The sequence below is a fragment of the Novacetimonas cocois genome (genome assembly GCF_003311635.1).
GTDB lineage: Bacteria > Pseudomonadota > Alphaproteobacteria > Acetobacterales > Acetobacteraceae > Novacetimonas > Novacetimonas cocois.
The window spans coordinates 17833-30763 of record NZ_QEXL01000006.1 but is presented as its reverse complement, the minus strand read 5'-3'; the positions used below and the strand labels follow the sequence as shown (position 1 = coordinate 30763).

Sequence of the window (12931 nt, the reverse complement as noted above, 5' to 3'; positions counted from 1 at the left end):
GGGTCAACAACACGCGCGGGGACCTTGCCCCGCGCGTGGCCGATCAGATGGAGAAATATTTCGCGTGGGGATTAAGGATCACCAGCGCGGAGGTCGACTGCTCCGGATGGAGCTGGAAGCCATCCGTCAGCGTCACGCCGATCTTCTCGGCATCCAGCAGCTTGAGGATCGGCTCCTGATCCTCAAGCCGAGGACAGGCGGGATAGCCGAAGGAATAGCGCGAGCCGCGATATCCCTGCTGCAGCAGCTTATTCATGTCGCGCGCATCTTCCGCCGCGAAGCCGAGTTCGGCGCGAATGCGCTTGTGGGTATATTCGGCCATCGCCTCGGCCATCTCCACCGACAGGCCATGAAGGTAGAGATAGTCCTTGTAACGGTCGGCCTCGAACCACTGGCGCGCGATATCGGACGCCTTCTGCCCCACGGTGACGACCTGCATGCCGATGACATCGCGCTGCGCATCATCGATGTCGCGCACGAAATCGGCGATGCACTCCCCATCCTCGCGCGGCTGGCGCGGCAGGGTGAAACGGGCAAGCTGGGTCGTGCCGTCGGTGTCGAAGATGACGAGGTCATTGCCCTCCCCCGCCGCCTTCCAGTAGCCATAGGACGCCTGCGGACGCAGGATGTCGTCCTGCGCGCACATCGCCAGCATGCGGCGCATGACCGGGCGCAGTTCCTGTCGCGCCCATCCCATGAAATCCTCCAGCGAGCGGCCCTGCTTTCGAAATCCCCACTGGAACTGGTACAGCGAGCGTTCATTGAGGAACGGCACCACGGCCTCCGGCGTGGCCTCCAGCACGCGCGGCCCCCAGAAGGGCGGGGTTACCGCCGGCTCGTCCCGGGTCAGGCGTTCGCGGCGCGCCCGCGCGGCGGCAATGTCCGGCGGGGCAAAGCCACGGTTTTCCGCCTGTTCCAGATCGCGCGGCCTGGCGCGCGTCGCCTTGGTGGCGCGGCGGGCCTGAATCGCGGCGAGGTAGGTGTCGAATTCCCCCTTCACCACCCTGTCCATCAGCGACAGCCCGTCGAACGCGTCGCGGGCATAGGCGACGCGCCCGTCAGTGCCATAGGCGGCGGCGCAGTCCTCCTCCACGTAATTGCGGGTCAGCGCAGCCCCCCCCAGAAGCACCGGCGTTTCGATCCCCTGCCGGTTCATTTCCTCCAGGTTTTCACGCATGATGACGGTCGATTTCACCAGCAGGCCAGACATGCCGATCGCATCGGCGGCATGTTCGCGCACGGCGGTGATCATGTCCGCCACCGGCACCTTGATGCCCAGGTTGATGACGCGATAGCCATTGTTGGTCAGGATGATATCCACAAGGTTCTTGCCGATGTCATGCACGTCGCCCTTGACCGTCGCCAGCACCATGGTGCCGCGCGTCTGTCCTTCCTTGCGCTCCATGTGCGGCTCCAGCCACGCGACGGCGGCCTTCATCGTCTCGGCGGACTGCAGCACGAAGGGCAGCTGCATCTTGCCTGCGCCGAACAGTTCGCCCACCACCTTCATCCCGTCCAGCAGGACGGTATTGATGATGTCCAGTGGCGGCATGTCGCGCATCGCCTCGGCCAGGTCATCCTCCAGCCCCTTGCGGTCGCCATCGACGATGCGGTCCTTCAGGCGTTCCGCCGCCGTTTCGGCGCGCACCTTCTTGACCGCGTCGGCGGCCTTGCGGTCGGCGAACAGTTCCAGCATGCGCTGCAGCGGGTCATAGCCTTCGGCGCGGCGGTCGAAGATCAGGTCCTCGGCCACCTTCACCTCTTCCTCGGCGATCAGGTGGAGCGGACGGATCTTGGACACATGGACGATCGCCGCCGTCATGCCCGCGCGTACCGCATGGTCAAGGAAAACGGAATTGAGCACCGCGCGCGCCGCCGGGTTCAGCCCGAAGGAAATGTTGGACAGGCCCAGCACGATCTGGATGTCGGGGAATTTCTCGTGGATCAGGCGAATGCCCTCAAGCGTCCACAGCCCCAGCTTGCGATCGTCCTCCACCCCCGTACCGATGGTGAAGGTCAGCGGGTCGATCATCAGGTCGGACTGCGGCAGGCCATGGTGGTTGCAGGCATAATCCACCAGCCGTTCGGCGATCCGCAGCTTGTCCTCGGCCGTCTTGGCCATGCCGGTTTCGTCGATCGTCAGCGCGATGACCGCAGCACCGAACTTGCGCGCCAGTTTCAGGCGGTCGTTGGCTGCGCCCTCGCCATCCTCGAAATTGATCGAATTGATGATCGGCTTGCCGCCATGCAGCTTCAGCGCGGATTCGATGACCGGGGTTTCGGTGGAATCGATCACCAGCGGCGCATTGACCGACGAGGTGAAGCGGGTGATGACCTCGTCCATCTCGCGCATTTCGTCGCGCCCGACGAAGGCGGTGCAGATATCCAGCGCGTTCGACCCTTCGGCCGCCTGTTCGCGCCCGACGGCAACGCAGCCGTCCCAGTCGCCGGCTTCCTGCAGCTGGCGCCATTTCTTCGACCCGTTGGCGTTGCAGCGTTCCCCGATGGAGAAGTAGCTGTTTTCCTGCCGCAGCGGGACCTGCGAATACAGGCTCGCGACCGAGGGGATCCACACGGGCCTGCGCGGCACGGGGGCGGGGCGGATGTTGCGCCCCGTCTCCTGCGCGCGGCGGCGCAGCATCGCGTCAAGCGCCTCGGTATGCGGGGTGGAGGTGCCGCAGCATCCGCCGATCAGGTTCAGCCCGTCCTCGACAATGAAGCGTTCCACCCATGTGGCCATGTCCTGCGGCGTCAGGGGGTAATGCGTCTTGCCATTGACCAGTTCAGGCAGGCCGGCATTGGGCTGCACCGAAATCATGCCCGGCCAGTTTTCCGACAGCCAGCGCACGTGTTCGGCCATTTCCTGCGGCCCCGTGGCACAGTTCAGCCCCATGACCGGCACATCGAGCGCATTGATCACAGTTGCCGCCGCCCCGATGTCGGGACCAACCAGCAGCGTGCCGGTGGTTTCCACCGTGACCTGCACGAAAATCGGCGTATCGGTGCCCAGTTCGGCGCGCGCGATCTTGCCCGCGTTGACCGCCGCCTTGATCTGCAGCGTATCCTGGCACGTCTCGATCAGCAGGCAGTCCACGCCCCCTTCGATCAGGCCCCGGCACTGTTCCGCAAGACCGGCCTCAAGCGTGTCGTAATCGATATTGCCCAGTGACGGCAGCTTGGTCCCCGGACCCACGGACCCCACGACATAGCGGTGCCGCCCGTCCGAAAACTGCTCCGCCGCCTCGCGGGCGAGGTGGGCGGCCGTGCGGTTGATTTCACGCGCACGATCGGCCAGCCCGAATTCGCCCAGCGTGATGGGGGAGCCGCCAAAACTGTTGGTCTCCACCATGTCGGCCCCGGCCTCGAAATAGCCGCGATGGATTTCACGCACCAGTTCTGGACGCGACAGGTTCAGGATTTCGGTACAGTTTTCCTGTCCCCAGTAATCGCGTTCCACCTCCAGATCGAGAAGCTGGACACGCGATCCCATTCCACCATCACACAGCAGAACCTGGTCACGAAGGGCGTCAAGAAGTAGCGGACGAGTGGTCATGGATATCCTGATCTGTCATATGCGCGAAACGCGTAACCGCACCGGAACCGGCCGGCATGCGAAGATGGTCCCGCCCCGGGGCATCGCAAACATGCCGGTTCATGCCCACTTAATTCCTTACCCGCACGTGCCTGTCCAGTTCCGGCTTGCGGGCGTAACGCATTTCGCGGCCATAGGTCGCCACACAGTATGACACCATGACGATCCGAAGGACCACCGCGCATGCATGAACCTGCACGACATGATGACGGACGCATCGCCCTGGAACTGTGCGCCCGCGGCACCGCGCCCGTCGCGGACGCGGACACCGTACTCGTCACCGTCGGCCAGGACATGGGGGACATCGACACGCACGCGCATTGGGGCGCCGTCGTGCCGTTCACTCCCCCGACCGGCCTCTTTTCCCATGGCGGGGGATGCGCCTGCTGCACCGGGCGCGGCCAGGGACTGGCCGGCCTGCTGGGCGATCTGTTCCGCAGGCGCGCGACAGGCGCCCTGCCGTGGTTCGGGCGGGTGGTCGTCGTGGCGGATGCAGCACGCCTTGCCACCCTGCGACAGGAAATGACGGCGGACCTTGTGGTGCGCGCCCGCTATCGCATGGATGCGTCCACGGGGATGAACACGGGGAATGAAAAGGAATAGGCGTTAAGAAACATTTTGCTTTCTGGACCTAGGTTACAGCCTTCATCTGGCCAAAGTCTTGCAAGCAGGGGATCGCCGTGGGCTATCTGGACCCGAAGACAGATCCCGCCCTTCCCCCACCGGAGGATACACGTCCCTCACCCGTTACGATACGGCTGCAGGCGGTGGTGCGGGCGGCGAAATTTCATGGGATTGACCTCGACCCGCACGATTACCGCGCGGAACCGGGCGAGGATGTTCCCTCCGTCGCGGCCCTTGCCCGCTGGCTGGAGGAAAACGGGCTGGATGCGCGTGGCATGCGCCTGCAATGGTCGACACTGGTCCACATGCGCGACGTGCCGCCCATCGTCCTGATGTTCAGTGACGGATCGGCCGGGCTGATGGTCGGGGCGGATGATGTTGACGGGGTCGTCTGGCTGATCGATCCGTTCGCCCCCGATGGCGCCCCCCCGGTCGCGGTGGACGAACTGCGCATGCAGCAGGCATGGACGGGCGATGTCCTGCTGGTGCGCGCCCATGCCGGGCGCAACCGCGGCGAACCGCCCATCGACGCCACGTGGCTGTGGAACCTCGTGCGGGGGGAACGTTCCCTGCTGCGTAACATCATCCTGGGTTCGCTGGTCATCAGCGTGCTTGCGATTTTTCCGCCCCTGATCGTCATGCAGGTGATCGACCGGGTGGTGAATTACCATTCGATGGCGACGCTGGTGTCGATCACCGGCCTGCTCATCGTCATGAGCTTCTATGAAATCGTGCTGACCTATGCGCGGCGGGAACTGACGCTGGTCATCAGCACGCGCCTCGATACCCGCATCTCGCTTGCGGTGTTCGACCGGCTCCTCGCCCTGCCGCTGGAATTCTTCGAGCGCGAGCAGACGGGCAGCGTCATCGGCCGCGTTTCCGCCATCTACAAGGTGCGGCAGTTCATGACGGGGCGGCTGCTGTCCACCTTTCTGGACCTTTTCACGCTGGTGGTGGTCATGCCGCTGCTGTTCTGGCTCAGTCCGGCGCTGGCATGGATGACGATCGCGGCGGCGGGCGCGATCGGGCTGGTCGTCGTGATCGGCATGGCGCCGATGGGGCGGCTGCTGACACGCCAGATCAATGCGGAGATGACGCGCAGTTCGACCATGTATGAAACGGTAGCGGGCATCCGGACCATCAAGACGCTGGCGCTGGAGCCCACCCGCCGCCACCTGTGGGACGAACGCACCGCCGAAGTGGTGCGTGCCACCCTGGCATCGGGACGGATGAGCAACTGGATCAGCATGATGGTAATGCCGCTGGACATGTTCATCAATCGCGGCGTCATCCTGATCGGGGCCTATCTTGCGATCACCTCGACCTCCTCGGGGCTGGAGGCGGGCGCCCTGATGGCGTTCACCATGCTGGGCGGGCGCGTGGCCGCCCCGCTGGTGGGCATGGCGCGCCTGATCGACGACATCAACGATGTCCGTGCCTCGCTGGGCGAGGCCGGATCCGTCCTGAACCGCCCGACCGAAACGCAGGCCCTGACATCGGGCATGCGGCCGCCGATCCACGGCGCGCTGTCATTCGTCGATGTTTCCTTCACCTATCCCGGCGCGCCATCGCCCGCCCTGTCGGACATCACGTTCGATGTCCCGGCCGGCACCATGCTGGGGCTGGTCGGGCGCAGCGGATCGGGCAAGTCGACGATCACCCGCCTGCTTCAGGGGGTCAGCCGTTCCTATACCGGGTTCCTGCGGCTGGACGGCATCGACCTGCGCGAAATCAACCTGACATACCTGCGCCGTTCCTGCGGCGTGGTGCTGCAGGACAATTTCCTGTTCCGTGGCACCATCCGCGACAACATCGTCGCGGGACGTCCCGGCCTTACGATGGAGGCCGTGGTCCGCGCCGCCCGCCTTGCCGGCGCGGAAGAGTTCATCGAACGCATGCCCGCAGGCTATGAAACATGGATCGAGGAAGGCTCGACCAACATTTCCGGCGGCCAGCGCCAGCGCCTGGCCATCGCGCGCGCGGTGATTTCCGACCCGCGCCTGATGATCCTCGACGAAGCCACCTCCGCCCTTGATCCCGAAAGCGAGGCACTGGTCAACGCCAACCTCCAGCGCCTCGCACACGGGCGCACGATGGTCATCGTCTCCCACCGGCTGTCGTCACTGGTGGAGTGCGACCAGATCTGCGTGATGGATCATGGGCACGTGGTCGATATCGCCCCGCACGCGATCCTGCTGGAACGCTGCGAGATCTATCGCACCCTGTGGACGCAGCAGAACCGCAACCCCTCCGCCTCCGGCAATCCCGACGCGCCGGCCGACGGCATGCTGACATCCATCGAGGAGCCCGAGGCATGAGCGAGCGCGACGTGAACCCCCATGATGGCCCCCATGATGGCAACGACAGCGGCACCCCGTCCGGCGAAACGGGCGGGAACGCGCGGCGTCAGCTCGCCCGGCTGCTTCCCTCCACCGACGGGCCGCAAACGCCCGCGCCCATGCCGCCCGGCCTGCTGGAATTCTACTCCCCCAGCGCGGCCCTGATCGACATGCCGCCACAGGACGCGGCACTGTATGTCACGTGGCTGATCGGCGGGCTTGCCCTGGCGGGGCTGCTGGTCATGATCTTCCTGCCGCTGGACCGGGTGGTGACGACGAACGGGCGGCTGGTCGCGGCCGATGGCACCATCGTGGTGCAGCCGCTGGAAACCTCGATCATCCGTTCGATCAACGTGCATGAGGGCGACGTCGTCCACAAGGGCGACATCCTGGCACAGCTCGACCCCACGATCAGCGACGCCGATGTGGAAAACATGCGTAGGCAGGCCGCCGCCTACCGCGCGGAAATCGCCCGCCTGACGGCGGAGGCCGCGGGCCATGACTACGCCCCCGACATGTCCGATCCCGCCTCGGTACAGGAGGCGGCGGATTTCATGCGGCGCAAATCCGAATATTCCGCCAAGGTCGCCAATTACGACCGCCAGATCGCGGGCCTGCAGAGCGACCTGCAGGGATATGAGGCCAGCACGGCCATGTATGCCGCCCGTGCGAAGGTCGCCACCGACGTGCGCGACATGCGCGTGCGCCTGCAGCACGAACAGGTCGGCAGCCGCCTGTCCACCCTCGCCTCGCAGGACAGCCTGATGGAAATCGTGCGCTCCCAGATCACCGCCCGTCACGACGCCGACGCGACGCGGGCGCGGCTGGACGCGATGAAGGCGCAGCGCGACGGCTATATCGGCAACTGGCAGGCGACGGTGTACCAGGACCTCAGCGCGGCGCAGCATCACCTTGCCGATGCCGACAGCAGTTACCGCAAGGCGCTCCTGCACCATACGCTGGTGCAGATGCGCGCGCCCCAGGACGCCGTGGTGCTGAGCATCGCGCGCCTGTCCACCGGATCGGTGCTTCAGGTGGCTTCCCCCCTCATGACGCTCATCCCCGTTGATGGCCGGCTGGAGGTGGAGGCGATGATGCGCGGGCTGGATGTCGGCTATGTCCGTCCGGGCGACAGGGCGCTGCTGAAATTCGCGGCCTTTCCCTACACCCAGTATGGCGGCGCGGATGCAACCGTGCGCGTCATCAGCGCGGATTCCTTTGCCGAAGGCAATGGCGGCAATAACGGCGGCATGCTGGCGCAGCAGGGCGCCAGCGCCTCGGGCGATCCGCAGGCGGCCTATTACCGGGTGCGGCTGGTGATCGACCGTTATACCCTGCATGGGGTGCCCTCCTTCTTCCACCCGCAGCCCGGCATGCCGGTCGAGGCGGATATCCATGTCGGACGGCGCACCATGATGCAGTACCTGCTCAACCGGCTGATCCCGGCGATGACAGATGGCATGCGCGAACCCTGATCCGCTGACACCATGAAAATCTCACGCCTTTTCGACCGCTTTTTCACGGGCATCGCGCCAGAGGCCGCCTATGCCCGCGCCTGCCACCTGCTGGAACGCGGCGAACACGCGCGCGGGTTCGCCATGCTGGGGCAGATGGCGCGCGATGGCATGCCACAGGCGCAGTTCCGCGTGGCCCAGGCCTATCTGGATGGCACGGGGACGCCGCTGAGCGTATCCGAAGGCGCGCGCTGGCTGCAACACGCGGCCGAGGCGGGACATGCACAGTCATGCTTCACCCTTGGCGTGCTGATGCTGCTGGACATTCCCTGCGCCGACGACCCGGCGGCGGCGGTCCTGCCGGGCGCGAACGGGCCGGGCGCAGCCCCCGCGCGCGATCCCGTCACGGCCACACGATGGGTGGGACGCGCGGCGGAAGAAGGCATGGTCGAGGCGCAGGCGCTGTATGGCTACCTGCTGGCCAATGGTCCCGAAGAGGTGCGCGACGGCGCGGCGGCCCAGCACTGGAGCAGCATGGCCGCCGGGGCGGGATGCGCGCAGGGATATCTGGGGCTGGGCCTTGCCCGGCTGGAAACGGACGCGGCGGCCGCGATGACCGCCCTGCGCCACGCGGCGCAGGAAGGGCTGGGCAGCGCGTGCTACGTGCTGGGAATGCTGCATGAAAGCGGGCGCGGCGGGGAGGTCGACCTCGTGGCGGCGGCGCGGATGTATGCCATCGCCGCCGAACAGGACATCCGCCCGGCCTGCGCGCGTTATGGCATGGCGCTGCTGCGCGGGCGCGGGGTGGCACGCGACATCATGCGCGCCGAGACATGGCTGCGCCGCGCGGGACTACGGGGAGATCTGGAAGCCGCCCTTGTGGTGGGGGACCTGCATGCCCGGGGCCTTGCCGAAATGGCAAGCGACCATGAAGCCGTGTCATGGTACCGGCGCGCGGCGATGGGGGGGCATGCCGATGGCTGCCGCATGATGGCGCTGATGTGCATGGCGGGGCGGGGCATCCCAGCGCCCGACCCGCACGCGGCGGCACACTGGCTGCGGCAGGCCGCGGCATGCGGCGACGACGCGGCGCTGACCGACCTTGCCGCCATACTGAGCCGCAACGCGGAACCCCCTGCCCCTGATGACGATGCACGGGCAGGAACGGAACAGCGCGCCCTGGCAGACGGGTTCGCCCACGCCGCCCGCAATGGCGATCCTGTCGGCGCGTTCAATTACGCCAAATGCCTTCTCGACGGATTTGGCCGCACGCCCGATCCCGCCCAGGCCGCACGATGGATGCACGAGGCAGCACGGGCGGGGGTCGTCAACGCGCAGTACTGGTACGGGCGCATGCTGTTGCGGGGACAGGGCATTCCCGCCGATCCCGCCACGGCGCGGCAGTGGATCGATGACGCCGCAAGAAGCGGAATGGCGGATGCGCAGGTCGCGGCGGCCCAGATGCGGATAACCGGACTGGGCGGACCGCGCGATCATGCGGGGGCCCTGTCGCTCTATCACCTCGCGGCGCGTCAGGACCATGTGGATGCCATGTTTTCCCTTGGCGCGATGTATGGCGGCGGCCATGACGTCCCGCCCGACCGGCAGCAGGCGCAGCAGTGGTTTGAAAAGGCCGCGGGACGGGACAACGCGCTGGCGCAACTGATGATGGGCCGCTACCTCGGCCGGGGGCTGGCTGGCGTGACCGACATCGCGGCGGCGCGCGCATGGCTGCACCGGGCGCAGGCGCAGGGCGTGACACAGGCCGGCGAAGAACTCGCCCGCCTGCCACCGGACCCAGTCGGGGCGGAAGGCATGCATGCCGCCAGATGATCCCCCCGCCGTTACGGAGGGGGATGCACATGCCGCCCTGCGCCATGCCCAGGACCTGATCGCACGCGCAGAGGACGCGATCGCACAGCCTTGGCTGGAACGGGCATGGCGCATGGCGCCACATGACGCGGACATCCAGTTCGCGCTGGCGATGGGTCGCATGGGCACCGGCGATCACGAAGGGGCCATCGACCTGCTGGCGCCATTGACCCGACGCCACGATTTCCGCGAAGGCTGGACGCTGCTTGCCCTGGCGCATATCGCCCTTGCACGGTGGGAGGCGGCGCGCGACGCCACGGCCCACGTCCTGTCCCGGCATGGCTTCGACCCCGCCATCGCCACCTGCGCCGCGCAGGTCTGCCGTGCGCTGGACCTGCCCGGATGGGTGGGGATGACGGGCGATGGCGTCCTGCACTGGGGGGGGCTTCGCGCCGGGACCCATCCGCGCGTCCTTGTGGGAAAACGGGCGCTGGACCTGCGCCGCCATCGCCTGACGGACACGACATGCGCCCTGCCGCCCGCCGCGCGACGGGCCGGAACCCTTATGGTCGCTAACGCGCATGGCGATGACCTGCTGGGCAGTCCCCTGCAGCCCGCCATCATCTGCCGCACCGTCGGGGCCGTCCGCCTTGATGACAGCGGGGTCGAGGGATGGGCATGGCATCCCGCCGACCCGCAGCATGAACCGCGCATTTTCGTCCGCGATGCGCAGGCGCGCCTGATCCTGCCCCCCGTCAGGGCGACGCAACAGCTGTTTTCCTGTCCCGGCCTGCCGCCACTGGCGCGGCCACGCCGCTTTCACATCCCACGCGCCCGCCTGCCATCGACCGGCGCCATTCACGTGCGGACATCCGACGGGCGCGACCTTGCGGGCAGTCCGCTTCCACTCGGCCCGCTGCCCGCACCACGCGCGGCGGGCACGATGCGCGCGGGGCGGCCGCGCCGTCGCATCCCGCAACGCAGCGGAACCATCCATGTCATCATTCCGGTTTATGGCGGTCGCGACCTGACGCTTGCATGTATCGAAAGTGTCCTTGGCGCCACGCCACCCGCCGCAGCCGGCCCGGCGATGTCGGTTGTCGTGGTGGATGATGCGACCCCCGATCCCCTGCTGGCGGGTGATCTGGACCATCTGGCGCGAAAGGGCGCGATCACGCTGCTGCGCCACGCAACGAACATGGGCTTTCCCCACGCGGTCAATACGGGGCTGGAACATGCGGGGGACGGCGATGTCATCCTGCTCAACAGCGATACGCTCGTCGCGCCGGGATGGCTGGAGGAACTGGCAGATGTGGCCTATGGCCGGCCCGACACCGGCACCGTCACGCCCCTGTCCAACGATGCCACCATCCTGACATGGCCCGATCCGCACGCGCATGACAGCGCCGCGTCCCCCCCGGATGCGCGGCAGGTGCGCATGCTGATGGATGCGGCCCGCACCGCCAATGCCGGACGGGCGGTGGATATCCCGACCGCGCACGGTTTTTGCATGTTCATCCGCCATGACTGCCTGAAACGGACCGGAAGGCTGCGTACCGACCTGTTCGCGCAGGGATATGGCGAGGAAAATGATTTCTGCATGCGGGCCACCCGTCTGGGATGGCGGCACATGGCCGCTCCCGGCGCGTTTGTCGGCCATGTGGGGGGCGCGTCGTTCGGGCTGGCGCGCCATACGCTGACGCAGCGCAACCTGTGGATGATCAACCGGCTTTATCCCGGTTATGACGCGTTGATCGCAGATCATGTAACGCGCGATCCACTCGCCTCCGCGCGACGGCGCATGGGGGTCGTGCTCTGGCGGCGCATGGCGCGCGCGCGGGGATTTTCACGCGCGGTCCTCCTTGCCACCCATGCCATGACCGGCGGGGTGGAACGCGTGATCGCGCAACGCGCGCGCATGTGGCGGACGCGCGGGGTGCGTCCGCTGATCCTGCGCCCCGCCCGCACGGGCACGGGCTTCCGGATCGAGGATGACAGTCCCGACCCCGATGACCCGGACCTGAAAGTTCCGCCACTGGAATTCCAGTGGCCCGTGGAACGCGGAGCGCTGGTAGCATTCCTGCACGCGGAGGGCGTGCGGAACATGGAATGGCATCATGCGCTGGGCCACGGGACGCGGCTGCGCGAACTGTGCGACGCACTTGGCATCCCTTACGACATGTTCGTGCATGATTATGCCGGGATATGCCCGCGCATCGCGCTGGTCGGGCCATCCGGCCGGTATTGCGGCGAACCCGGCCCGCAGGGCTGCGCCACCTGTGTCGCGACACTGGGCAGCCTGCTGGATCATGATGACACGACCGTAGCAGGGCTGCGCCAGCGTTTCGGGGATGACATGGCGACGGCGCGGCAGGTCATGGCGCCCTCGTCCGACGTGACGCGCCGGCTGGCGCGATATTTCCCCGCCCAGAAGCTGCATGTCCACCCGCCCGAGGATGATCGTCCCGCGCTTTCCCTGCGAAACCTGGTGGCGGCCACGCCCCTGCCCCCCGGCATTCACGTCCCGCCCCGCCCACGCACGCATCGGGTCCGGGTTCTGGTGGCCGGGGCGATCGGCCCCGAAAAGGGGTTCGACATCATTCGCGACGCCGCACGCGACGCACAGGCGCATGACCTGCCGGTGGAATATGTCATCGCGGGATACAGCAGCGATGACGCGGAACTGCTGCGCACGGGCCATGTGTTCATCACCGGGCGTTACGATGACGCGGACGCGCTGGCCCTTGTCCGCGCGCAGCAGGCGGATGTGGGGTTCGTCCCGTCCGTCTGCCCCGAAACATGGTGCTTCACGCTGGGGCTGATCTGGCGGGCGGGGCTGGCCTGCGTGTCGTTCGACATCGGGGCCGTGGCACAACGCATCCAGGCCACGCAACGCGGCGTCACCGTTCCGCTGTCGATGGGCGTTCACCAATTGAACATGTTTTTCATGTCTTATGCCCCGGTCACGCCCCCGTCCCGACCGGCGGACGTGGCCGCACGAGTACGAGACGCGACACAGCCAAGAGGGGAAATCCGGCCTTGATCCGTAATGCGGCATATGCCCGACCTTCGACATGCCCCATGGGCGACAGCCCCGCACCGCACCCCCG

At 66.9% G+C, this 12931-nt stretch carries 6 protein-coding genes; 5 read left to right on the top strand and 1 reads right to left on the bottom strand.

Annotated elements, in window-relative coordinates:
• Positions 1–43: 43 nt before the first annotated feature.
• Complete coding sequence (metH, locus tag NJLHNGOC_RS05495) at positions 44–3553, bottom strand: methionine synthase (RefSeq protein ID WP_113595494.1); 3510 nt, start codon at positions 3551–3553, stop codon at positions 44–46.
• A gap of 222 nt (positions 3554–3775) precedes the next feature.
• Between metH and NJLHNGOC_RS16130 the strand changes: the two genes are divergently transcribed.
• From NJLHNGOC_RS16130 to NJLHNGOC_RS05470, 5 genes are all read left to right on the top strand, one after another.
• Positions 3776–4195, top strand: a complete 420-nt coding sequence (locus tag NJLHNGOC_RS16130) for a P-loop NTPase family protein (protein WP_113595493.1) — start codon at positions 3776–3778, stop codon at positions 4193–4195.
• Positions 4196–4272: 77 nt separating this feature from the next.
• Complete coding sequence (locus NJLHNGOC_RS05485; RefSeq protein WP_113595492.1) at positions 4273–6534, top strand: peptidase domain-containing ABC transporter; 2262 nt, start codon at positions 4273–4275, stop codon at positions 6532–6534.
• Positions 6531–8030 (top strand): HlyD family type I secretion periplasmic adaptor subunit, encoded by a 1500-nt coding sequence (locus NJLHNGOC_RS05480; RefSeq protein WP_113595491.1) that lies wholly within the window; start codon positions 6531–6533, stop codon positions 8028–8030. Before NJLHNGOC_RS05485 ends, NJLHNGOC_RS05480 begins: the two co-directional genes overlap by 4 nt.
• Before the next feature lie 12 nt (positions 8031–8042).
• A complete protein-coding gene (locus tag NJLHNGOC_RS05475) occupies positions 8043–9842 on the top strand; it encodes a tetratricopeptide repeat protein (RefSeq protein WP_113595490.1) in 1800 nt (599 codons plus the stop codon).
• A complete protein-coding gene (locus tag NJLHNGOC_RS05470; RefSeq protein WP_113595489.1) occupies positions 9829–12864 on the top strand; it encodes a glycosyltransferase in 3036 nt (1011 codons plus the stop codon). Before NJLHNGOC_RS05475 ends, NJLHNGOC_RS05470 begins: the two co-directional genes overlap by 14 nt.
• Positions 12865–12931 lie beyond the last annotated feature (67 nt).

Bases quoted from the DNA above. Each gene is read 5' to 3' on its own strand.
- metH (WP_113595494.1), bottom strand. From the start codon at position 3,553: ATGACCACTCGTCCGCTACTTCTTGACGCCCTTCGTGACCAGGTTCTG.
- NJLHNGOC_RS16130 (WP_113595493.1), top strand. From the start codon at position 3,776: ATGCATGAACCTGCACGACATGATGACGGACGCATCGCCCTGGAACTG.
- NJLHNGOC_RS05480 (WP_113595491.1), top strand. From the start codon at position 6,531: ATGAGCGAGCGCGACGTGAACCCCCATGATGGCCCCCATGATGGCAAC.
- NJLHNGOC_RS05475 (WP_113595490.1), top strand. From the start codon at position 8,043: ATGAAAATCTCACGCCTTTTCGACCGCTTTTTCACGGGCATCGCGCCA.
- NJLHNGOC_RS05470 (WP_113595489.1), top strand. From the start codon at position 9,829: ATGCCGCCAGATGATCCCCCCGCCGTTACGGAGGGGGATGCACATGCC.